The organism is Yoonia sp., assembly GCF_036007805.1.
Taxonomy (GTDB): Bacteria; Pseudomonadota; Alphaproteobacteria; order Rhodobacterales; family Rhodobacteraceae; genus Yoonia.
Window position 1 is genome coordinate 1 of record NZ_DASYOK010000043.1, and the last position, 22,862, is coordinate 22,862.

17 protein-coding genes and 3 pseudogenes are annotated in these 22,862 nt (G+C 53.2%); 11 read left to right on the top strand and 9 right to left on the bottom strand.

What is annotated here, in order from left to right; all coding sequences use genetic code 11:
- The 3 genes and pseudogenes from VGP75_RS02425 to VGP75_RS02435 form a co-directional block, all read right to left on the bottom strand.
- The coding region (locus tag VGP75_RS02425; protein WP_327542165.1) for an ATP-binding cassette domain-containing protein at nt 1-576 on the bottom strand (576 nt) is incomplete at its 3' end.
- Nucleotides 577-581: 5 nt separating this feature from the next.
- Nucleotides 582-1,286, bottom strand: coding sequence for an ABC transporter permease (locus tag VGP75_RS02430; RefSeq protein WP_327542133.1), 705 nt, complete (start codon nt 1,284-1,286; stop codon nt 582-584).
- A gap of 278 nt (nt 1,287-1,564) precedes the next feature.
- A pseudogene (locus tag VGP75_RS02435) lies at nt 1,565-2,341 on the bottom strand (IS5 family transposase).
- A gap of 991 nt (nt 2,342-3,332) precedes the next feature.
- Here VGP75_RS02435 and VGP75_RS02440 point away from each other — a divergent pair.
- From VGP75_RS02440 to VGP75_RS02450, 3 genes are all read left to right on the top strand, one after another.
- Complete coding sequence (locus VGP75_RS02440) at nt 3,333-5,528, top strand: calcium-binding protein (protein ID WP_327542134.1); 2,196 nt, start codon at nt 3,333-3,335, stop codon at nt 5,526-5,528.
- 191 nt (nt 5,529-5,719) lie between these two features.
- On the top strand, nt 5,720-5,905 hold the full coding sequence (locus VGP75_RS02445) for a hypothetical protein (RefSeq protein WP_327542135.1): 186 nt from the start codon (nt 5,720-5,722) through the stop codon (nt 5,903-5,905).
- 138 nt (nt 5,906-6,043) lie between these two features.
- Nucleotides 6,044-6,667, top strand: a complete 624-nt coding sequence (locus VGP75_RS02450) for a hypothetical protein (protein WP_327542136.1) — start codon at nt 6,044-6,046, stop codon at nt 6,665-6,667.
- Between the two features lie 101 nt (nt 6,668-6,768).
- On the opposite strand, the gene VGP75_RS02455 is transcribed toward VGP75_RS02450, so the two are convergent.
- The 6 genes from VGP75_RS02455 to VGP75_RS02480 all read right to left on the bottom strand — a co-directional run bounded on the left by VGP75_RS02455 (nt 6,769) and on the right by VGP75_RS02480 (nt 17,324).
- Nucleotides 6,769-11,085: a PAS domain-containing protein gene (locus VGP75_RS02455; protein ID WP_327542137.1), complete on the bottom strand. Its 4,317-nt coding sequence runs from the start codon at nt 11,083-11,085 to the stop codon at nt 6,769-6,771.
- A 255-nt stretch (nt 11,086-11,340) separates the two neighbouring features.
- On the bottom strand, nt 11,341-11,751 hold the full coding sequence (locus VGP75_RS02460) for a response regulator (RefSeq protein WP_327542138.1): 411 nt from the start codon (nt 11,749-11,751) through the stop codon (nt 11,341-11,343).
- Between the two features lie 11 nt (nt 11,752-11,762).
- The gene (locus tag VGP75_RS02465; protein ID WP_327542139.1) at nt 11,763-14,909 is read right to left on the bottom strand and encodes a PAS domain-containing sensor histidine kinase; all 3,147 of its coding nucleotides are present in this window, start codon (nt 14,907-14,909) and stop codon (nt 11,763-11,765) included.
- Between the two features lie 135 nt (nt 14,910-15,044).
- Nucleotides 15,045-15,470 carry a BLUF domain-containing protein gene (locus VGP75_RS02470; RefSeq protein WP_327542140.1) on the bottom strand — a complete coding sequence of 142 codons (426 nt, stop codon included), beginning with the start codon at nt 15,468-15,470 and terminating at the stop codon, nt 15,045-15,047.
- A 330-nt stretch (nt 15,471-15,800) separates the two neighbouring features.
- Nucleotides 15,801-16,505, bottom strand: a complete 705-nt coding sequence (locus tag VGP75_RS02475; RefSeq protein ID WP_327542141.1) for a redoxin domain-containing protein — start codon at nt 16,503-16,505, stop codon at nt 15,801-15,803.
- A gap of 105 nt (nt 16,506-16,610) precedes the next feature.
- Nucleotides 16,611-17,324 (bottom strand): response regulator transcription factor, encoded by a 714-nt coding sequence (locus VGP75_RS02480; RefSeq protein ID WP_327542142.1) that lies wholly within the window; start codon nt 17,322-17,324, stop codon nt 16,611-16,613.
- 238 nt (nt 17,325-17,562) lie between these two features.
- On the opposite strand from VGP75_RS02480, the gene VGP75_RS02485 reads away from it, so the two are divergent.
- From VGP75_RS02485 to VGP75_RS02520, 8 genes and pseudogenes are all read left to right on the top strand, one after another.
- On the top strand, nt 17,563-17,688 hold the full coding sequence (locus tag VGP75_RS02485) for a hypothetical protein (protein WP_327542166.1): 126 nt from the start codon (nt 17,563-17,565) through the stop codon (nt 17,686-17,688).
- A pseudogene (locus tag VGP75_RS02490) lies at nt 17,657-17,979 on the top strand (IS3 family transposase); the annotation flags it as partial. The gene VGP75_RS02485 and the pseudogene VGP75_RS02490, both read left to right, overlap by 32 nt.
- Nucleotides 17,980-18,403: 424 nt before the next feature.
- Nucleotides 18,404-18,592: pseudogene (locus tag VGP75_RS02495) on the top strand (transposase); the annotation flags it as partial.
- A gap of 581 nt (nt 18,593-19,173) precedes the next feature.
- Complete coding sequence (locus VGP75_RS02500) at nt 19,174-19,848, top strand: response regulator transcription factor (protein WP_327542143.1); 675 nt, start codon at nt 19,174-19,176, stop codon at nt 19,846-19,848.
- A complete protein-coding gene (locus tag VGP75_RS02505) occupies nt 19,848-21,182 on the top strand; it encodes a sensor histidine kinase (RefSeq protein WP_327542144.1) in 1,335 nt (444 codons plus the stop codon). Before VGP75_RS02500 ends, VGP75_RS02505 begins: the two co-directional genes overlap by 1 nt.
- An 83-nt stretch (nt 21,183-21,265) precedes the next feature.
- Nucleotides 21,266-21,403 carry a hypothetical protein gene (locus tag VGP75_RS02510; protein WP_327542145.1) on the top strand — a complete coding sequence of 46 codons (138 nt, stop codon included), beginning with the start codon at nt 21,266-21,268 and terminating at the stop codon, nt 21,401-21,403.
- Between the two features lie 51 nt (nt 21,404-21,454).
- On the top strand, nt 21,455-21,790 hold the full coding sequence (locus tag VGP75_RS02515; protein ID WP_327542146.1) for a single stranded DNA-binding domain-containing protein: 336 nt from the start codon (nt 21,455-21,457) through the stop codon (nt 21,788-21,790).
- Complete coding sequence (locus VGP75_RS02520) at nt 21,787-22,413, top strand: exopolysaccharide biosynthesis protein (protein ID WP_327542147.1); 627 nt, start codon at nt 21,787-21,789, stop codon at nt 22,411-22,413. The genes VGP75_RS02515 and VGP75_RS02520 overlap by 4 nt, the downstream gene beginning before the upstream one ends.
- The last annotated feature ends 449 nt before the right edge of the window (nt 22,414-22,862 follow it).

The following is a 22,862-nucleotide window of genomic DNA, read 5'->3' on the forward strand; positions in this document are numbered from 1 at the left end:
CGCGAGACGGCGGGCCTGTCCCATATCATGCGTGGACATCACAAGGCGGGTACCGGCGGCAGAGGTTTCCTGCAAAAGCGCCTCGATGTCGCGTGTCGTATGGCCGTCAAGGTTGGCGCAAGGCTCATCCAGAAACAGCACCTGCGGTTTGCGGATCAGGGCGCGGGCAATGGCGAGTTTTTGCCGCTCGCCGCCGGACAGGCGTGTCGCAGGGTTACCCGCGCGCTCGGTCAGCCCGATCCGGTCAAGCCAATGGTCCACGGCCTGCGCGATTTCGGCTTTTGGACGCCCCAAGAGCCTGAGGGGATAGGCCAGATTATCCGCCGCGGACCGCCGCAGGACGATAGGCGATTGAAAGACAAAGGCATGTTGCGCGGGATCATCGTGGTGCCATGTCACCGTGCCGCTCGTGACGCGCTCAATCCCGTGCATCACGCGTAGCAGTGTGGTTTTTCCGGCCCCATTTGGCCCGATCATGATTGTCGGTCCCCCCGCATCAAGCACAAGGTCCGTTGGGCCAATCACAACCTTGCCACGGCGGCGTACCAGTACCTTGTTCAGGGTCAGTGGAAACATCTGTGTCACCAGCGGCCCTCCCGCTCGGTTTGCGAGAGGGTGTGGATGGCAAGATTCACAAAGATCGCAAGACCGATCAGGACAAAGCCAAGACCAAGCGCCAAGGCAAAGTCACCCTTGCCCGTTTCCAGTGCAATTGCTGTGGTCAGCACACGGGTGACGTTGTCGATGTTGCCGCCGACGATCATGATCGCGCCCACCTCGCCAATCGCGCGCCCGAATCCGGCAAGTGCGGCCGTCAGCAAATTGCGACGCCCGTCCCAGATCAGCGTCATGATCCGCTGCCTTTTCGATGTGTTGAGCGATATCAGCAGGTCATGATACTCGGCCCAGAGTTCCCGCATGGATTGGTGCGCGATCGAGGCAATGACCGGCGTGATGATAATGACCTGCGCGATGATCATCGCTGTGGGCGTAAAGAGCAGATTCAGCACACCAAAGGGGCCGGACCGCGACAGAAGTATATAGACAACAAGCCCGACAACGACAGGCGGCAGACCCATCAAGGCATTGATCATCGAGATAACGAACCGGCGATGGCGGAACCGCTGCACCGCAAGGAAAGTGCCTAACGGAATTGCGATGACAGAGGCAATCACCAGCGCGGTCAACGTCACGCGGAGCGAGCGCAGGCTGATTTCCCAAAGCTCGGCGTCAAAGGTGACGACCAGCCAGAATGCCGCGATGAGCCCGTCAAGAATATCAACCATGGAAGCAGCGCACTTGCTTTGTTGCTAGGGGCGCCAAGGTCCGGTCTTCGGGCAGAAAACACAAGCCTCAATCAGGCCCTGAGGCAGCCAAAACTCCGAAATATCTACCGTATTGAGCGGACTGGTGCTGCTAAGCTGACTCGCGCTGGCGCATCTGAGGTTACGAATTTTGATGCGGGATAAGGACAGTGCAAAGACTGTGGTGATGACTATTCTTCGCCAGGTCAAACTTGATGTCGCTACCAAGGTAATCAGCTAATCAGTATATCGGTGTATTGCTAGATGCTTGGGGGTGAGGACGCTGACCAAAATATGACGGCTGCAGCGAGAGCGATTGGCGACAGGAAGACCTTGGGGCAAAGATCATGGCGGGTTGAGACGCGTCGCCGGTCTTTGAGCCTACCAAACATGCGCTCGATACGATTGCGGCGTCGGTAACTGTGCTTATCGTCTCTGACGACCTTGTTGCGGGCCTTCGACCCGGAGTGCAGGGCCTTGTGGCCCTTTCCACCAAGGCTTCTCGGAAACAATCTGCATCATAGCCCCTGTTGGCCAAGAGCCATTCTGCCTCAGGTAAGCTGCTCAGCAAAGCCATGGCTTCCGTGTCGTCGCTGACCTGACCAGCCGTGATGAAGAAGCGGATCGGGAGACCACTGGTGTTCGTGACAGCATGCAGCTTGGTGTTCATGCCGCCCTTTGTCTGCCCATTCAGACACCCACGCCCCACTTTCTCAACCGCAAGCTTGAGGCTATGCAGTGCGCTTTGAGGTAGATCGCATCAATTGAGATTGTCTTGTTGTCCGGGCCTCTGCCGCCAACGCAGTCATGATCCGCGCAAATACATCTATATCACTCCATCGCTTCCAGAGGTTGTACAACGTCTTGGGTGGGCCATAGTTAGCCGGTGCATCACACCAGCGTAAGCCGTTGTGATTGATAAAGATAACTCCGCTTAATACCCGCCGATCATCAACGCGTTGTCGACCTCGGCTCTTGGGAAAGAACGGTCGGCGCCGCACCATTTGCGCTTCTGTCAGCCAATAGGGATTACTCATCTGTTCCCCAAATCAATGGGGTTCGTGAATCATGACAACAACTCAGCATCAAGCCGATTAATGGGTCCTGAACCTAACGCAACAGCCACCGACGAATGGAATCTGAACCCAATCAAAGCCGGTTGACGAACCACACAACCCAAGATTTTAGACATTCCAAACAATACTTTGGACATAATTTTACATCTTCGTCCTAATGCCAGACCAATTGCACTTCAAAAAAGAGGCAACGCTTTCAACAGGAGGTTGCGATGTCTCTCAATGCACGACTTTTGCTAGACAAGGTCAGGCAATCATTCATCGGAACACCAAGCGGTGTGGTCAATGGCAAACACGGCCGCCGTCCAGGTGATATCTTTCCGAATTTCACATCACCGACAACCGCAGGCCCGATAGATTTTTGGGACTGGGCCGAAGGGAACTGGGTCTACATTTTCGGATTGAGCGGTTCCTTCTCGGCATCATTTGACCAACTCTTTTCCTATGCAGTTGCATCTGATGTTTTATGTGACACAGGTATCAAAGTCTTGGGTGTCAGCACGATGAACCTTGGGCTACTGCAGGAATTGTCAGTCGATGTTTCTGCAATCGCGGGACAGTCCATGACTGCGAGACTGGTACCTGATCAAGACACCAAGCTTGCACAACGCCTTGGCCTTCAAGAGCAAAGGGACGGTTCTGGCGCGACCCTGCACAGAAGTTTCCTTATCGGGCCTGATCTTCGGATCAAGACAATCGAGGCCTCAACGTCACACACCAGACGGACCTGTCACCAAACAATGCAACTTGTGGCCGCGATGCAGAGCGCAGCGCCGAGAGTGTCACAGCCACCAAGATTATCTGACCTGTGGGCAGAGCTACCTGTACCGCAATCATAGAAAAGAAACTCCCCGCTGATGAAACGCAGAGTCCTCATTCTGGAATCGTCGCAATTGGACAATGACCGCCCGCATTCCCATCGGCCGGGTCTTTTCCACAAGAAAGGTCAACTATGAGTTTTCTGATAAGTGACGCTATCTTTTCTTCCAATAGCCCTGAAGTCGTCGGGCAGCTAACCACAGACCATTTTGGCGCCATCGCGGTCAACAATTTTGGCTTCAATTACTTTCAGGAACATATCGATACGTTGGGACTAACCGATATTCGCTTCCCCGGCGGTGAGGTGTCAGAGACTGGCTATGTTATAGATGGGCGTATCCGTCTCGGGACGGACGAGGTTAACCTTGCGTCCCTGCAAGGTGACAGGTCGAACTTTGCCTTTGATTTGACCCATCCAGAACTGATCAGCCCCGTAGCGCTCGAATATGACGATATAAACCATCTCCTGCGCGATGATGTGGCGACATTCAGCCAAGTCCTTGATCTTGCGGTGTCGCGCGGAGTGGACATAGGGGTCGTCATTCCTGTCCAGCGATATTTTCAGGGTGCGGATTTCACAGATGAGTCTGTGCGGCAGTTGGCAATGGGTATCGCCCGCGATGATGTCGCCGTGTTTCTGGAGAGATTGAAATCAGGACATTTCAACAATGGCGTTTTGCCCGAAGTCATCACGCTGGATATCGGGAACGAGGCATATTCAAATCCCATCGAATATGCATTGATTGCAAAGGCAATGATCTCGGAGATCACTGTTCAGTTGCAAGATAGCGACATCAACTATGAAATCAATTTCCAGATGGGCCGCGGCAGTTTCGAGTTCAACAACCTCAAGGATGCCGGCTACTTTGACGCGTTCTTTGATGGGTCCGGTGATCCAATTCCCGAACTCGAGGGATTGGACTACCTGCTTTCCGAGACACTCGGCTATAACGAAAGTCAGTTAGCTCTTGATCGCATTTTGGCCGGTATTCTTGACGATACTGTCCAATATATCGATGCAGTGCGTCACCATGTTTTAGCGGTCAATTCAAACGTATTGGGTCATGCGGAAAGCGCGCTCAACCAGCGTGGCGCGATTGTTGATTTCTGGGCCGAAAGATTGGCCGAGTATGGCATCGGCGAAGATGACTTCAAATACTACGTCTCAGCCTGGACAACGAGCACAAATGACGCTGGCGGTTTGCCATATGAGCTTGCCGGGGCGGCAAATACGCTAGAGTTATTTGCGTATTTCATGCAAGCGGGCGTCGACAGCGCCGCAGCATGGGGCATCACAAGCGAATTTCGCTTTAAAGATACTATGTCGTCGACAACAGTGACCGACAGGTTGTCTGATTTCCTTTCACCGCAAGCCGCGATCCTTCAACTTTTGACCGAGAATGTTATTGAAAGTGATTTCCTTGGTGCCGTGGGAGACTTTGCAAGCAGCCAGATGCGCTACTACTACGAAACTGATGATGCGTTCACGGTCTTTGTGACAGTCGGAAGTCTTGCAGATGAGGCGATCCAGTTTGACTTTGATTTGGGCGTCCTGAATGACGTCGAAGCTGTCACAATCACAAATCTGGACATCGCAGACGGTACAGCCAGTGGTGAATCCCGGCTAATCGAAACCTTACAAGTCGTGCAGGAGGGGAGTGTCGTCATCGACTTCGACCAATCGCATGAGGTCGTGATGTTAACAATCAACAAGAATGATAGCGCAAGATTCCTTGCACTAGAGACAATCGAACAGATTATCGGCTATGCTCTGGATAACCCGCTTGCGATCAATTTGATCCTCGGGGAACCCAATATGACCACGCTTGTTGGAGATTTGGGGACCGACATCATCCTTGGTGGCGATGGTGATGAGACCCTCAGTGGCGGCGGCGGATACGCAAGCCTGATGCAGGGAATAAACAGCGCAGAACAGGCAACCGAACTTGGCCGTGGTAATGGCGATTTCATCTTTGGTGGCGCCGGAAATGATATCCTGCATGGTTATTCGGGAAATGATCTGCTGGACGGCGGCTTGGGAAATGATGAACTTTGGGGCGGTAGCGGCTTTGATACCTTTGTCTTTAATGCAGGTCACGATATCATTCACGATTTTGATGATCGTGTGGATAGCATCTTGATCGCAAACAGTTTGTTGCAAGATACCTCTCTGGACAGCTGGGTGGCCGAGAATACCCATTTTGAAAAAGGTGATGCGATAATCTTTTTCTCGGATGATCACAGCCTGACTCTCATTGGTGTTGAAGAAATTGAGGATTTCCTCAGCAGCATGACTATTTATGAACACGCAGATCACTTTGTTTTCTGAGTGTACGCCTTCTGCTTGCCCCCAAAGCGCAGCTGATAGCCGTGCTTACAGAATTCCGTCCCTCAAACGGGGCGGATAAAAGGTCTGATACGAAATTTCACAACTCTTGAACCAATTTCACAGTTGGGTCCGTTACTTGGTTCATGAAGCGCATGAAATGCAATTGGAAGGATGGTCCGATGTATCTTTGCATGAAGAAAATCCAAAGTGACGACCTGGATGCGTTCAGGGAGTTTTCAGCTTCGACGCGGGAAAGTGCCGTGGCTTTCGCCTTGGCCGTACGCGTGCGCAAGTCCCTGACCAAGACATCCGGCGGCGGCTTTTGGCAAAGCAGCACGCAGGCCAAAGATCCAACCCGAAGAACCGCCATGATTTGAAAAAGTTACCCAACCCCGGCCACTCACCGGAAACAGGGCCTTCGCCATACCCTCACCTGGCGAGGGCCCTACCGTTTAGATGTGACCAGCCTGGTTTTGATTTGTTGTCGAACGCGGAATTTAAGATCGGAAATTGATATGGCGATTGCGTGCCCAAAAACGATAGTATTTCTACCGGTCCTTTTGCTGATTGGCTGCGGCGGAGGTGGTACATCCGACCAAGTAGAGACACCATACGATCAGATCAGCGGCGCCTACAGTCTGCTGGAAAAAGACTATGAAATCAACAACCTAACGCCGTTGGAAAATCTACCACAGGGGCATGGTGCAGGCAGTGCTCTCTACTCAGGCTATGTCATGCTGTCTGTCACGAATGCGCCCATTTCTGACATCGCCGGCGATATTCAAATCAATGTGGATTTCGAGACAACAAACGTGAGCGGCCACGCAAGCGGCTTTCACAGCAATGACGGCGCGAGCCTCACCGTCGTCGATGCGAATGCGGTTCCGATTTTAGCTGATGAAATCCCTTTTGTGGGCGGTTTTGACATGGCTAATCGGTCTAATGATTATCCGATCAGTTTTGATCTGATGGGCAACCTCCTAACAAATGAAGGAGCGGTCATTGGGATTGATGTGGCCATGACTGGAGATTTCATCGGAAATGATGCAGATGCTGTGGGCGGCATGGCTGCTGGTGTGGCCACTGTCACTGACGCTATTTCGGGTCCGGTTGTTGGAACATTTCTTGCCGTGCAGTAGTCCGCGATCATTCTATGTTCGCAACATCACTGACACTTCGGTTTTTCGGGCCATCCGCACCAGTTGATGCGCAAATTTCCGCAGATAACTCTACCGTCTGATCAGTCGTCGAAAACCTTGCGGACTTTTGCAGCGAGCGTTGCGCGCCTATAGGGTTTGACCAAAAGATCGACGCCCGGATCAACGCGCCCATGATGGACGATGGCATTTTCGGAATATCCCGAGGTATAGAGAACTTTGAGATCGGGTCTTTCCGCACGCGCGGCATCGGCGATCTGACGTCCGTTCATTCCACCTGGAAGAACGACATCCGTCAGGAGCAGGTCGATTTCGGGATGGTCGCGCAATTTGGCCAACGCTGACTGCCCCTCTGTTGAACTGAAAACTGTGTAACCGAGCCCGCGCAACTGCGCCGTCAGTTGCTCTTTGATCAGGCTATCATCTTCAACGACCAGTATCGTTTCCGCACCGCCACGCAGTCGTTGGTTTGCCTTCTCTGGCTGTAGACTCGCTTCTTTGGCGTAGGATCGTGGAAAGTAGAGTTTGAATGTCGTTCCTTCATCGGTCTCGGAATAGACCCTGATGTGTCCACCTGTCTGTTTGACATAGCCGTAGACCATGCTCAGCCCCAGACCAGTCCCTTTGCCGATGGCCTTTGTCGTAAAGAAGGGTTCAAAAACACGGTCGACCAAACCCTTACCGATGCCATGCCCGGTATCACTGACCGAGATGACCACATACTGACCAACGGTCAGCCCATCTTCCATGGCGACATAATCGTCGTCGAGGTAGGTATTTGCCGTCTCGATCGTCAAAGCTCCGCCATCCGGCATCGCATCGCGTGCATTGGTCACGAGGTTCAGCAAAGCTGTTTCCAGCTGCCCCAGATCTATCTCGGTTTTCCACAAGCCACCGGCGCGGACGATTTCTATGTCGATGTTCTCGCCCAAGGTGCGCCGCATCATCCCTTCCAGACCGGCAATCACAACATTCACATCTAGAACCTGAGGCTGGAGCGCCTGCTTGCGCGAAAATGCCAAAAGCCGGCTTGTCAGTTCCGCCGCCCGTTCTGCGGCCATAGCGGTAAGATCGGCATATCGGCGCAAGGGATGTTCCTTGTCCAATCTGTCTTGGAGCATCTCGCTATTGCCCATAATGACGGTCAGCAAATTGTTGAAGTCATGCGCAACACCACCCGTGAGTTGGCCAACTGCATCCATCTTCTGTGAATGGAAAAGTCTTTCCTCCATCCGTATCTTTTCAGACACATCCATCATGCTGCCGAGGGCGCGGATCGCCTTGCCGGTCTCGTCGCGGATGGCAAACCCGCGGTCTTCGACAGTGGTCCATGTTCCATCGGCCTTGCGGAACCGGTAACGTTCGCTGATTGCGTCCGTCTCGCCGGACAGCAGGCGGTGCATCGCGTCAAGTATACGATCAAGATCATCCGTATGGACATGTGACCGCCAGACGGTTGGGATGCTGCCTTCTGGTGCGGGGCGATGACCGAATATATCGGCCATTTCATCGCTCCACCAAAGGCGCTCTTGCTTGATATCCCAGTCCCAAATCGCGGTCTTGGTCGACTTGGACAAGAGACGAAAACGTTCATCGGAGAAACGCAGCGTTTCCTCGGCATGGCGACGCGCGGTGATATCTTTCTGGATCGAGACGAAATGTGTGCAACATCCGTCGCTATCGGTGATTGGCATGATTGCCAGCTCTACCCAATACTCTGTGCCGTCCTTGGTGTAGTTGATAAGTTCGGCAGTGACAGATTGGAATGCCGAGAGCGCCTCATTGATACGCCTCAGTTCCGCCTTTTGGGTCTTGGGGCCCTGCAACACGCGGGGGCTCTGGCCAATAATCTCCTGACATGAAAAACCGGTCAGATTTGTAAAGGCTTCGTTCACATAGATGATTTTGCTTTGCAGTGCTTTCTCGACAGTGTCGGCTTCGGTAATGATGACCACATCATTGATGTGTCCAACCGCCGCTCCCAGAAGCAACAATTGCTCGTCGCGATGACGCGCTTCAGTGACATCCTTGACGAAGACCGCAAGGCCTGTCGCGGTTGGGTGCGCGCTGATGTTGAATATCTTGCCGATTTGATCGCACCTGTGGTCAAGCCGCACGGTTTGGCCAGTCTCGAGTGCGGTGACAAGTTTGTTGTCCCGCATGCTCCCAAAGACCGCGGGAAAATCGTCAAAACGGTAGCGATTGACAAGTTCGCCACGGTCTTTTCCAAGCAGGTTTTCCGCCCAACTGTTCAGATATGTAAAGCGCCGCTCGCGATCGCATGTGAAGAACGCCTCGCCTAGATTTTCCAGGGTATCCGCGAGCCGCATGCTCAGCTCATCGGCTTCCCTTTGTGCGTTCGCAAGCTCGGTTATATCTTGCATCGCCCCTTGGACTGCGATGATCTTGCCATTGCTATCCTTTACGGGGACCCCAAGCGAACGCACTCTGATCCGGTTGTTCTTGGCAGTAACAAGATAGCGGAGGTCATCGAAAGGTATGCCTTTGGTTGCGCATGCTTCAAAAGCTTGCCGTGCCCCATCTTGGTCTTCCGGTGCGAAGTAGGAAATCCCACTTTCATAGGTCGGGCGGATACCCGGTGGCAACTCGTGGATCACCGCAATCTCATCGCTCCATGAGACCCGCTGATCATCCAGTGACACACTCCACCCGCCAAGCTTTGCCGCACGCCCCGCGATCTCCAAAAGTCTTTTGGACTGCGTGGCACTTCTTTTCTCCGTCATCAGTTCGGTGATGTCTTGAAATGCGCCTTGCAATCCGATTATTGCGCCGTTTTCATCATGTTCCGGTTCTCCGGTTGTCCGCACCCAAAGACGGCGGCCCTTGGCTGACATGATTTCGAAAACATCATTGAATGGCGTGCCGTTTTCGAGACAGGCGATAAATTTCTGATCAATACGGTCGCGGTCTGCAGGAAGGTAATATTCATTGGCCTCTGCGGCATTTGGTGAAAAGCCAGGTAATTCATCGTGAATACGCGCCGTCTCGTCAGACCAGTAAACACGCTGGGCTGCGATATCATAGCGCCATGCTCCGAACCTTGCTGCGCGCCCGGCAATTTCCAGCATCCGTCTGGCACGGGCATGGGTCCTGTCTGTCTCGACGCTTTGCGTGACGTTTTGGACCACACCCTGCAACACCACCCCTTGATCGGTATCGATACGTTCGGCGACGCCCTGCAAGTGAACCTCCTCGCCGTCGGGAAGGATAATGCGATGTCCAAACGAGAAGATACTCTGCTCCGACTCCATGAAGAGCCGGAAGTCTTCGAGCATCTCTTCGCGATCATCCGGATGGACCAAAGCGACGTAATCTTCGAACCCATGACCAAAGGTCTGCTTCTTTGCACCATACATGCGATAAAGATTGCCCGACCATTCGAGATAGTCCGCGTTGACTGCATAACTCCATGTCCCTGTGTCGAGCAGCCGCTGCGTCGTTTTCAGTTGGTTTGACTGCTTCAACAGGCGCAGATTGTCTTTTTGCAGCTCTGCGATATGGGCAACGCTCTCGAAGCTCAGGCTGGCAGGGGCGGACGTTTGATCATTCCAGCCAATATCAATATCACTCGGAATCCTTGAATCTGTCACATCCTGCAAACGCAACATGAGATAAAGCAATTTACCATCCGGACCCGCAACCGGAGAATTGGATGCTATCCAACGGTGTATCCGTTGGCCCTGCGCAGGATCGGCTAGCGGCACAAGGACGGAAAATATCTCAAGATTGTCTGTCGCGCCGCTTCCGACGACACGGTCGCATGAAGCACGCAGTTGCGTATAAGAGCCATCTTCCGGCAGATCCGGCAGGATATGAAACAGTGTCTGACCAACGACTTCATTGCGTTTGAGGCGCAAAGTAGCAAGGTAATCGTCACTCGCGGCGACAACATCAAAGCTATCCGGTGAGAAAACCAAAAACATGCCAGGAACAGCGTCAAACATACTCTGGAATTGACGGGCCAGCCCATCACTGGCTTTTCGAGCAGCCTGTTCGCGCTCAAAAGCATGTCTCGCGCTCTCTTCTGCCTCTACAAGTCGTGAAACATCTCGTGCTGCGACCAATTTTGCGGTGCGCCCATCGCGTGTGAGCGTGTGACTGGTGATATTGGCATGAATGATTTCCCCGGTCTTCACGACGTGCCGCCATACGCCGGATTCACTTCGCCCTTCGTTTGGCATGGCAAGATCGGCGGTCAGTGCAGGGAGGTCTTCTTGCGGGCGAATGTCAGCGATTGTCATCGTCAAAAATTCACGCCGACTATAACCGTATTTCGCAGTTGCAGCTTCGTTAACATCCAGGAACCGCAAAGTCTCAAGATCATAGATCCACATGGGGTCTGGGTGATACAAGAACAGATCGTCTTTCGTAACGTCCATGTTCGTCCCTCCATCATCCTATGGAATTATCGAATAGTGGAATTATTCGTATTAATTCCGTGTAAATACTCTTCAGAAAACCTCTTGCACGTATTCAACTTTGCAGTCGCCCAAACGTTGCAGAGTTTAGCCTTAAAGTGAAGGGTTTCAGGCGCTTTTTATCGTTTATGACAGGTTTGTTTTTTGCTTTTAGGGTGACTGCGCTTTTCTTGAATTTCATGGCTTTTTTGCACAAACCCGCGCCAGTCCTGAAAGCTATTGCAATCCCAAGGCCATGTTTAATTTCTCGATCAGCGTCGCCCTCCTATAAGGTTTTTTCAAGACATTCACATTTTGATCCATGATATTGTTGGTATGACTGACATCCGTCGAGAACCCGGTCGTAAAAAGCACTTTCAGGTCTGGGCGCTTCTTGATCGCCTTTTCTGCAAGCTCTCTGCCGGACACACCACCAGGCATCACCATATCTGTAAAGAGAAGGTCAACCGTGATGTCCTGATCCAGTTTTTCCAAGGCCTGCACGCCATCAGAAGCCTCAATGACGTTGTATCCCAGAGATTTGACCAACTCGACGACATGCTCAAGCACAAGCGCATTGTCCTCCACGATCATGATCGTTGTATTGTCCACTGAGGGTAAATCCACATTACTCATTAACGCATCCATTCTTGTTAGCCTCACACGACCGGAAACAGGAGCTCAACCTTTGTCCCCTCGCCAATTTCTGAAGTAATCGAAATATGTCCTTCGGACTGTTTCACAAAGCCAAAGACCATGCTCAGCCCTAAACCCGAACCGCGACCGACATCCTTGGTTGTAAAAAACGGCTCGAACGCGTGTATTAGCTGATTTTCATCCATGCCAGCGCCGGTATCAGAGACAGTTACCGAGAAATATTTTCCATCAGGAAGGTCATGGCCCACCCAATCACGGGCGTCTGAGATTGTCCTCTCGGCGATTTCGATCTTCAGTGTCCCACCATCCGGCATTGCATCCCGGGAATTCAATGCAAGGTTCAAGATCGCCGCTTCAAACTGTCCTGTGTCCACTTTGACAAGACACTCTTCTTCTTTTGTTATGATTTCAATCGAGATCAATTGACCGATACTGCGTTCCAGCAATTCATGCATGCCATCAAGAAGAAGTGAGATATCGGCAACTCTGGGTGAAAGTGGCTGCCTGCGGGAAAACGCGAGAAGACGAGAGGTCAACTCTGCACCACGTTCCGCCGCAGACAATACCATTTCCGCAGACCGCTTGAGTTCAGGACGATCATCCAGTTGGTCTGCAAGCATTTCGGCGCTGCCAAGGATGACAGTCAGCAGGTTGTTGAAATCATGCGAGATGCCACCAGTAAGCTGGCCGACCGCCTCAAGTTTCTGCGACTGACGCAGCTGCTCTTGCAACTGCTTTTCGGCCGATGCGTCACGGATGATTCCAATAAAGAAATGGCTGCTTTTCGTTTTCACTTCTGTAACGCCCAGCAGGATTGGAAAGACGGTTCCGTCTTTACGCTGCGCCCGAAGATCAGTGAGCCGGCCAATGACTTTCTTTCTGCCGGTGGCCAGATAGGTTTTGACAAAACCCGAATGGAAGATGGCCTGCTCTTCCGTCATGAGAATGGAAATATCACTCCCCAGTATTTCCTCACCGGTGTAGCCGAACATTTTCTCGGCTGCCTTGTTAAACGAAGTGATCTTTCCTTCGGCATCAATTGCGATAACACCGTCAATAACGTTGTCGAGGATCGCCCGTGTGTGACTTGCTGTCTCTTCAATATGGCGTTGTGTATTACGTTCCTCTGTCACATCCCGTGTCACGCCGGTGAGCCTCGTGTCACCATCCGACGTACGGAATGCGCCGAAGGTCGCAATCATCGTCCTGATCCCGCGCTCGCGGCATACAAAACGATATTCCAAAATCTTCGTTGTACCGATTTCGTGTATGTCACTGTTGAAAATATCTTCGACAAGACCTCTGTCTTTTTCGAAAATATGCGCAAGCCAGAATGACAAGAGATCGTCAGTCGCAGCTTCATCAAAGCCATGAAGCTTGTAGTTCAGGTCATTCCAATCAAGCGTGCCGGTCTTTTCATAATATACCCAAACGCCAAGTTCTGCGGCCTCGGTTGCAAGCTGTAGGCGCTGGAGCGAAGTATTGAGAGATCTGGTCAGATCCCTGCGCTCCGTTATATCAGTTTCGATTGCGATAAAGCCGGTGTGCCGCCCATCGCTTCCCACCATCGGGTTGCATCGGATCTCTACCCAATAAGGTGTGCCATCCTTCCTATGGTTCACAAGCTCGACATGAAAAGAATCCGCACGCGCAAGGCTGGTCTGCATGTTCTCAAGGACATGTTCCGCCGGAGGCTCCTTTTGAAGAACACTGCCAGGGGATTTTCCAAGCATTTCCTCCAGTTTATATCCGGTCAGACGCTCGAATGATCTATTCACCCAAGTCGTGTGTCCATGGTCGTCTGTAACAATTACGGCATCCGTTGTTTGCTGTGCCACCCGCGACATCAAAGAAAGCTGTTCTGTCCGCTCTCTGACGCGCTGTTCCAGTGTTCTCGCCAGATCGTCTTGCTTTTTGAAGCTCTCGGACAGCGTGTCGGCCATACCACACATTGTCCCTGCAAGTTCATCCAGTTCGCGTAGGTGGAAAGTTGGCAAAGGCTCTAGCTTCGTACCTGAGAGAATACGATCACCCAACTGCCTGCTGGCGGAAGAAAGAACAGACAATGGCGACACAAGCCAGGAAATCAGGACGTGGGTGACGCTCAGGATCAGGATGGTAATCGTGGCCATTAACAGTAAATTTTGCCGACCGTCGCTTTCCAGAAAGTTGATGACCGGTATGGCAGACAGCTCGATCGTGAGTGCGCCGTCAAAATCTGTCGACGCTACCTTGGCCACATGGATATAGCGGCTGCCCAATGAACGCTGCATTTCCGGCATCTCGACCGCCGGTGACCACCGGCCGAACTGCGGCGAATAAAAATCTGTATCGTCGTCAGAGCGGGAAAACGTGGGATCGCCCAGCAGAACGGCCACATTGCCATCTGGCGCGGTGACGGAAACCGACAGATCACGCAAGGGCTCGAAAGTGACTTGAGACAGGGAAAATAAATCGCGCAGCCTTTGCAATTCGGTCGGTTCAAGCGGTGCAACCTCGCCTGTTTCGCTGATGGTTCTTGCCACTGTTGTTGAGACCGCCGACAAAAGTCTTTCGACGTTATCGATTGCTTGTTGGTAGTGCGCGCGGCTTTCCAGAATGATGATGACGACCGTCGATGTAACCCCCACGAATGCGACGACTTTAAACATCATGGTCCGCAGGGTCATCTCGCCCAGCATCAATGCCCTTGACAGGCCGGCAAACCGCATGAGGAAAAGTAAAAGTCCCGCAAGGACAGCGTTGAAAACAGCATTGACCGCCTGTTTGATGGCAATGAACGAACCGCTCTCAAAAGACAGATCAAGCCCTATCACATAAAAAAAGGTGACAAGCGGTAGCCCGATAGCGCCCCAAAAGACCATATCTGCCAAGACCACGTTTTCCATTCGCCGCAGCAAATATCCAACGCAGGCCACCTCACAAACAACTGTGATGAGGGCAAAGTAATGCCCCCATGCAAAAACAGTGTAGATACCGCCGACGAATGCGACAAAGACAGCAGCAGGAAGCCCGACCAATCGCAGTGCGATAATGGCAAAAATTGAACCAAAAATGAAGGAAATCGAATTGAAGAGTGTCAGGTCTGCCGCATTCGCCGCACATGACAATGCCGCCAGAACGAGGACTGCAATCAAGCTCGTCTTCATTGGAGCGGTCTTTTGCCCGTATGGTGAACAAGAACTATCTTGGTGTAGGCTTGGAAAGGCATCCAGAGTTTTTGCTGCACTTTCACGCGCGTAACGATGTAACATGGTGCAGCCCCAAAGCTTTTCTGGTTCAGTTTAAGCGACGCGCTTGAGACTGTCTGGCAATGATAATTTCTGGCATAATTCGATTATGCGTGCCTCCGATAGCCTGATGGGAATGAACTGCGCGTCGATGAGGTAGGGTGTCATGATCCGGTCCTTGACAGACATCGTCATGATTTCGCGCATCGTCCAATCGGAAAACAATCTTTGAGCGTTATCACGTGCGCTGATGACCTCTATACTATTATGCCTGGGGTCTTTCATGATGCTTGTGAACCGCATTGCGACTTTTGCGCGGTTCCCTTCGAGGACCTGCAGAAAATAGCGTTCGCTGACAATCAGTGCGCCAGAAATATAATCGCGCGCATTGTTCGACCGAGAGACCGTCAGGATCTGATCAATTGCCTCAAAGCTGAGGTTGTTATGACTGGATGCATAGATCAGCCGATAATTTGTCACGATATGTTACTCCTTTTCACTCGTAGGTCCGAGGATCGCGGTCTCTCCATCCCGACAGGCGCAGGTTTCAGCGCAGGGGGATAAACGCCCACAACCTCTAGGGAGCGATCCGTTGTGATCTGATACGACATTTCAAACACGGAAGATGCACAGTCACGACACCGTCCCATAAGATGCCCCTGCAACCATACTTTACGGTCAGGCGCTTTTGTTTGGCGAAACTGTTAAACTTTATAAAAGTTTGTTAAAAACTCATACATGGATCGGATTGTTCCGCAGCCTAACCGGAAAGTCGCTTCCCAGCGGGGTGATCCAGACTTTTCAATTGCTTTAGTCGACACCCTGAAGGGTAATGTCGTCCTTAAAGACAGGTTTTGAGCTGACCCGCCGCGGCACAACCGGTTCGGCACGATCAAGCAACAACAGTGGGGCAATGGCTTGCTCTTGTGTCGTTGCGATCCGTCCGGCCGTCCGGTCATATTGCTGCAGGTTTGTCACATGACCCAAAGCTTCGGCCGCGTTGCGCATAATGCCAGCAGGATATTCGACCATGCTGCGAATTCTCTGCTTGGGGTCCAGCACAAAACTCTTCCTGATCATATGTTCAGAGCTTTCTTTGGGGTGGACCATCCCGAAACACTTGGCCAGCGCCAGGTTGGGATCTTCAATGAAAGGAATATCAATCTTGATCCCGAACTGTGCATCGACCATGGCAAACCAATCGCGCTGACACTGAACCGTCGATTGGCTGAACGCGATCAAACGTACACCGTTTGCATGAAAGTCGGCCTGGTAGCGGGCAAAACTGACAAGTTCTGCCGTGCAAACCGGGGTGAAAGCCCGAGGGAGTGAGAAAAAGTAGATCCAGTTGCTGCCGGAAAGCTCGGCAAGGCTCTTTGTCCCAACACTTGTGTTGAAAGTGCAAAAAGGGAAAGTGTCGCCAAGCTTGGGGTGCCAACGTGCCTTTTCACGATACTCTTGCGGAAGTCGTATAGGTGATTTGCTTGAACTGCGCGGTGCGAAAAATTGATACACTTGCTTACCTCGGATGATTGACTGATCCGAATAAGCAATAAAAATTAGCCCGCTGCGGGGCGCCGATGATGAAATTTATGAAAATTGGTCAAAAACTCGTAAACTCTAGGCATCCGTAAGGATATAGCCACGTCCATGGACAGTCCGAATTTTGCGCGGGCCATCCCCGCCACTATAGAGTTTGGAGCGCAATCTGCTGATCAAACCATCGACCTGCCGGTCGGCAAGGCCTTTGCCCATGCCAGAAGAGACATAGATTTCCTGCCGCGACAGGACCTTCCCTTGGTTCTCTGCCAAAATCCAGAGAACATCAAATTCACGCGTTGTGAGTTCGACCTGGTTGCCTTCGCTGTCGCATAGCTCTCTTCCTGCCCGTGCCAAAGTGAAACCATGGAACGTGAGTGTGGCATTCGTTGTTGGGATCGCAGAGCTGCTGCTATCGCTTGTGTCATTTTCGTATCGCCGCAGGATGGCACGAAACCGTGCGATCAGTTCGCGATGTGAAAACGGCTTCTCCAGATAGTCGTCAGCGACCATTTCCAGCCCAACAATCCTGTCGATATCATCCGCCTGACCGCTCATCATGACAATCGGTGTTGCGGAGGCAGCACGTATTTCACGCGCGAGATCAAGGCCGCTCCCGTCGGGGAGCCTCAGATCGATGAGTGCGATATCGAAGGTTTGCCTTTCCAGTGCATCTATGGCCGCTTTGCGGGTAGGCGCAATGACAACATCAAACTGTGCAACAGAAAGCGCTTCCTCAAGCATTGATGCGATATCAGGTTCGTCTTCAACAATTAGAACTGTTTCCAGGGCCATCAAAAGTTCCGTAGGTTGTATGCTTCAATCTGGTTCGCGCGCGCCGTGCGCGTCTCGACATTTACAAATACAAAAACTCGTAACAGCTGCGTTTTGCCACTCATTCACACAAATACGCTATAGTAGGTATTTTTCATACCACTGAATTACTCTGTAAAATAGATTGTTGCATTGTTTTCTCTTTGACCTGTGATCTGCCGCAGCCCAAATTCAGCATATGCAGAAGGCACTCATGGAGATGCACCTGCAACTTCATCGTGTTATCTCTGACATCACTGATACGACCGGCATGCGGATCATCCGTTCCATTGTCGACGGTGAGCGTGATCTGGAACCGTCCCGCCAGTCGCAGGCAGCGCACTGATATTGTTGTTTTGGCCTGCATTAAGGAATAGTTGCGTCTGAGCCGGGATAGCTATGGCAGGCCCTGAATGAACGAAAAGCTGAAGGAGGCCGGTGCAGATGTGGGGTACCGCCAGGTTGGGCCCTTGATGCACGAGATCGGGATGACTGTTGAGAGAACACGCAAGTTCAAGGCAACAACCGACAGCGATCATACGTTCAACATCGCCCCCAAAGCTGCTGGATCGGGACTTTGGTGCGGCCAGGCCGAACCAAAATGGGCAGGCACATCAGCTACATCCGGACCCGCGAAATACAAGCCACGCCGTCGGCACTCAGCACTGGGCTGGAAAAGTCCCGTCGCCTTCGAAAGGAAAGTGGCTTAAGCCGGCACCCGAGGCGGCAAAAATACGCGACAGGTCCGCTCAGGGTGGCATCAGATACGATCCGCCCCTGCCACACTTGTTCAATCATGTCATCATAGCTAAGCATTCCCGGAGCGACACGTGCCAATGCCACGAGTAGATCAAATACCTGAGGCTCCACATGTACAGGCTCACCGGAGCGTGAGACCTGATCGGTCGTCTCGTCGATCACGCAATCTGCAAAGTCATGGATCATGCGCGATTGTCGCCTGACGGTGCGGCTTTCGACAATTCCGCTACATCGTCTTAGGGTCAGGACCCATTGATTTCCGTCTAGTTGCGTGATTCATCGCAGCAAAAATGGCGGTGAACATGTCTGATCTGTTTTGGTTGAGCGATGGGCAGATGGCGCGTCTTGAGCCCTTTTTCCCGAAGTCCCATGGCAAACCTCGCGTTGATGACCGCCGCGTGTTGAGCGGGATTATCTTCATCAATCGCAATGGCGTAAGGTGGCGCGACGCCCCGGCAGCCTATGGCCCGCATAAGACGCTCTACCATCGTTGAGCACGCCTATGAGACGGACACATCGGAATTATATCGAACCAGCATCATGTCGGCAGCCAAGCGCTGACCACGGACCGAAGCATGTGCCCAAAGGACCTATTTACCAAGTGGAGTGACGATCAGGCACGGAACCCAAAAAATGCAGATCTCTTGCTTCGGCAGGATCAGCTTTTTTGTGGAAAATGACTTGACTCGGAAAGACCCGTTGCCGAAGTCCGGACCCTAACATGGCCGATGAGGGTGTGCCCCAGCGAGGTGGTTGGTGGGGTGCTGCCCCGGGAAGTGGGGCGGGAGCCGACCTTCGCTGTACCTGCAAAGGCAAACTGTCCTATACACGCAAGCGGCCATTCAGGGCTCAGGCTCAGGTGCGCCTGCAACGAAACGCTACTCGTCGCAGGTAGCACACACCTTTTGACTTTGACGCAATACCGTCAAACGACGGTCAGGTTGAGTACCGACAAACGACGTGACTTGTCCTTGTCGCAGCGTGGAATTGTATTTTGGCTTGGTGATCTTATTTTTCACTTACCCCGCGCTTTGCAGCCGAGGCGCAATTTTGTTTGAAGGATTTTCGTGAGATGCGCGTCTTGCTTGTTGAAGACCACCCTCCATTGGCGGATGCCGTTAGAGACGCTCTGCAACGGGCTGGTTTCACAGTTGATCATGTCGGCACTGCTGAAGATGCACGCGAAACAGCAAGACTGGCCGATTATGCCCTCGTCCTGCTGGATCTCGGCCTGCCCGATGGAGATGGGCTCCGACTGTTGCCAGACTTACGCCGCAACGGGCGGGTGCCGGTGATCGTGATGACCGCACGGGATCAGTTGACAGACCGTCTGGCGGGCCTGGATGGCGGGGCGGATGACTATATGGTCAAACCGGTCGAGATGCCAGAACTTGTGGCGCGCTGTCGCGCTGTTTTGCGGCGACCGGGGGATCGGTCAGACAGGCTACTCCGGATCGGGGAACTGGAACTGGATACGGCAGCACGCAGTGTCACAGTGAACGGGACGCCTATGGCCCTTGGGCGCAGGGAGGTTGCCGTTCTGGAACAATTGATGCGGGCAACGGGTCGGGTCGTTGCGCGGCGCATTCTTGAAGAGGCGATCTACGGCTTTGACGATGAGGTGACCCCAAATGCACTGGATGCTGCGGTGTCGCGGCTGCGGCGTGGTCTTGAAGCAGAAAAATGTGCCCTCCCGATCGTCACGGTTCGCGGAATTGGATGGATGATGCCGCGAGAGGCCATATGATGGGCGCGCCCACCCTCGCGCAACGTCTGACGCAGCGGCTGACGATGATTGCAGCGGTTATTGTCGTTCTGAATATCGCGATTGTCGGAATTTACTATGGCTCCGACCAGCGGGAATTGCAAAATGAGGCCCTGATCCACGAGATCGAGCGGTTGCAGGCCGGCATGGACGGCATGTCTGTGGTGCCGGATGCAAACCTGCGATCTCTTTATGCGGACCACCCCGCAGCCTATGCGTTTGCCGTGGTTGATCGCGGCGGCGCGGTTCAAGAAACGATGAATGCCGATCTGATCCCGCCGTTTGCCAATGATGTTTATGCGGATGACTGGGTAATCAGACTCGGCACTGCTGCCAATCCCTTGCTCATTGCGGGGCGTGAGCTTCCCGAGCGAACCGATGGCGTTCGAGTCGTATTTGTTATGGCTTCCGACCCTGCGAACCTGATGCGGGCGGCGTTTCTGCGTGAATTCTACCGTCACGTGGCTCTGCCCGTGTTACCCATGGCGCTGATTTTGATCATCGCCAGTGCGGTCCTTCTGCGTCGTGATCTCGCGCCGGTTGCTGTGGCCGCAAGGTGGGCCCGCTCCATAAAACCCGGCGCAGACGTACTGCCACCCTTCATAGAAAACGCCCCTGCCGAGATCGCCGATCTGGTGGATGCAACCCAAAGAGCGCTCGACCGGTTGGAGCAGGCCCTCGCCAGCGAAAAACGCAATGCAGCTGAGGCCGCGCATGCCTTGCGAACCCCTGTCGCAGTACTTGTTGCGCGTCTGGACGCATTGCCACCGGGCGAGATGACAGACCAACTGCGCTCAGATATCCTCGCCTTGTCGCGCACGGTCCAACAAGTGCTGGTCGCATCTCGTACAGAGGCCGTGGACGTGCCGCAGGACGCGGCGATTGACCTGTCAGAAGTGGCCGAAGCGGTCGTCGCGGGGCTTGCGCCTTTTGCGCACGCAAATGACGTTGATCTTGCGCTGTCGTTGCCTCAAGGCCCGGCAATTGCCAATGCCGACGCAGAAAGCGTCGAAGTCGCTCTGTCTAACCTCATTGAGAACGCTATCCTGCACGGCGGGCCGGGATCGGTTTCGGTCACGGTTGGCCCGGGTCCCGTCATTGCTGTGCGTGATCACGGACCGGGCGTTTCACTGGCGACCACGACCGAACTGTTCAAACCGTTCTGGCGGGGGGCGGACGCGGTTCCGGGCGGAGCAGGTCTCGGTCTGGCAATCGTGGATCGTCTCCAACGCGCGCAGGGTGGCAAGATCGTGGTGCAGGCTCCGGCGGGCGGCGGATGCGCGTTCCTTTTGACCTTTCAAAACCCGAAAATCTGACATTTCGTCAGACTGCTGTCAGGCGCTCCATCCATATCTTCTTTCACCGGGTCATGAAGACCCATTTGAATAGGAGAAAAACAATGAATGAGTCTAACAAAGTCGACCTGCGCAAAGTGGATAAATGGCTCTCAGGCGAGGTTGAAATCCGCGTACCCAAATCCTGGCTTGTCATCGCAGGCGTTGCCATCGTGGTCCTGTTGATTGTCGCCCTCGATTAATCACACTGCAATCCCGACCAAACACACCACCTATAATTCAGGAGAAAAACAATGAAGTTATTGGCAGCAACCGCACTGCTTGCAGTCCTTTCCACCACCGCGGCTTTGGCCGATCAGCTCACCGCCATCGTCGATGCGCAACGCGGCTCGATGGTGACTGTGCAAGGCACAGTCGAGCGCATTACCGACGAGGACGAATTCCGTCTTGCCGATGCAACGGGTTCTATCCGCATCTACGTAGGGCCAAACTGGGTGCCCGCAGAGGTGGGCGAAGAGGTCATCGTAAACGGGTTTGTCGATGACGACCTTGGCCCCCTTGAAATCTATGCCCGGACGCTAACCCGCGCCGACGGAACGGAGATCACCTTTAACTACTCATACGAATGATCCAAAAACAGAACGCTCCGTCCGCAGCACCCAAGCGTTTTCGCAGCCGCACACTTGCCCGCACGATGGTACGGTTGAACCGTGGCCGAGAGCTGAATAGGCAGATGTCGGTCGGTGAAATATCCGACCGGCTGAGCCAGCTTGGACCACTCTACCTCCTGATGGCGATTGCCTGTGTTGCCGTCAGCCCGCTTTCGGGCATTCCCTTGGTAACGACGGCCTGCGGGTTGTCCATTGCAGCACTCGCGATCCAGCTTTTGCTGGGGTGGCGGACCACCTGGCTGCCAGCGCGCCTCCGCCGCAAGACTATTCACCTCCAGCGATTGAATGCTGGTTTGCAACGCGCCGATTGGGTCGCAGGGCGCATCGAAACCGTCTTCAGCCGCCGCTGGATCTGGCTCACCCGCGGCCCGACGCGCGTCCTGCTGCTTTGCAATTGCATTGCCCTCGGCCTAGCAATGCCGTTTTTGGAAATCGTCCCGTTCGCAGGCACGGCTTTTGCATCCGTCGTTCTGGTGATCGCTATGGCATTCATCTTACGTGATGGTCTTGCGGCACTCGTTTCGGGATTATTGGTCTGCGCAGCCGTGGTCGTTGCAGGTTTACAGATTGTTGGGAGCTAGCGACAACCTCAGCGGCAACACGATTTGAAACGTTCAGAGCCGCTCCGCAGCTGAACCAAATCCGGTCTAGACTCAACCGTTTCTGTCACTGGCGGGATCGACATTTTCTGACAGACCGATTTCTCGCAAGCAGGCCTTGGCGCAGCCGCCGCGAAATAGCGCTTCGTCCGCTGAGCGACGTTTCACTGGTCAATATGCTGCGCTCTGCATGAACGGCAGCAATAACGGGCCGCACTGCAGCACCGACTACCATCAATGGAAGTTGGCTTTGGGCCGAAAGTACCCATTCCTATCAAAAAACCAGTTAAGAATAGTGCCGCATGACGGACTCGAACCGCCGACCTTGTCCTTACGAATTTTGAGGTCCGAGTGTTGGACGAGACCGGACGAAGCCGCTTGCAATCGGACAACCCATTATGATTGCTTGACTAATTTTCGTCTCTGTTTTG

Coding starts and splice junctions, on each gene's coding strand:
- VGP75_RS02430 (WP_327542133.1), bottom strand. CDS start 1,286: ATGGTTGATATTCTTGACGGGCTCATCGCGGCATTCTGGCTGGTCGTC.
- VGP75_RS02440 (WP_327542134.1), top strand. CDS start 3,333: ATGAGTTTTCTGATAAGTGACGCTATCTTTTCTTCCAATAGCCCTGAA.
- VGP75_RS02445 (WP_327542135.1), top strand. CDS start 5,720: ATGAAGAAAATCCAAAGTGACGACCTGGATGCGTTCAGGGAGTTTTCA.
- VGP75_RS02450 (WP_327542136.1), top strand. CDS start 6,044: ATGGCGATTGCGTGCCCAAAAACGATAGTATTTCTACCGGTCCTTTTG.
- VGP75_RS02455 (WP_327542137.1), bottom strand. CDS start 11,085: ATGGACGTTACGAAAGACGATCTGTTCTTGTATCACCCAGACCCCATG.
- VGP75_RS02460 (WP_327542138.1), bottom strand. CDS start 11,751: ATGGATGCGTTAATGAGTAATGTGGATTTACCCTCAGTGGACAATACA.
- VGP75_RS02465 (WP_327542139.1), bottom strand. CDS start 14,909: ATGAAGACGAGCTTGATTGCAGTCCTCGTTCTGGCGGCATTGTCATGT.
- VGP75_RS02480 (WP_327542142.1), bottom strand. CDS start 17,324: ATGGCCCTGGAAACAGTTCTAATTGTTGAAGACGAACCTGATATCGCA.
- VGP75_RS02485 (WP_327542166.1), top strand. CDS start 17,563: ATGCACCTGCAACTTCATCGTGTTATCTCTGACATCACTGATACGACC.
- VGP75_RS02500 (WP_327542143.1), top strand. CDS start 19,174: ATGCGCGTCTTGCTTGTTGAAGACCACCCTCCATTGGCGGATGCCGTT.
- VGP75_RS02505 (WP_327542144.1), top strand. CDS start 19,848: ATGGGCGCGCCCACCCTCGCGCAACGTCTGACGCAGCGGCTGACGATG.
- VGP75_RS02510 (WP_327542145.1), top strand. CDS start 21,266: ATGAATGAGTCTAACAAAGTCGACCTGCGCAAAGTGGATAAATGGCTC.
- VGP75_RS02515 (WP_327542146.1), top strand. CDS start 21,455: ATGAAGTTATTGGCAGCAACCGCACTGCTTGCAGTCCTTTCCACCACC.
- VGP75_RS02520 (WP_327542147.1), top strand. CDS start 21,787: ATGATCCAAAAACAGAACGCTCCGTCCGCAGCACCCAAGCGTTTTCGC.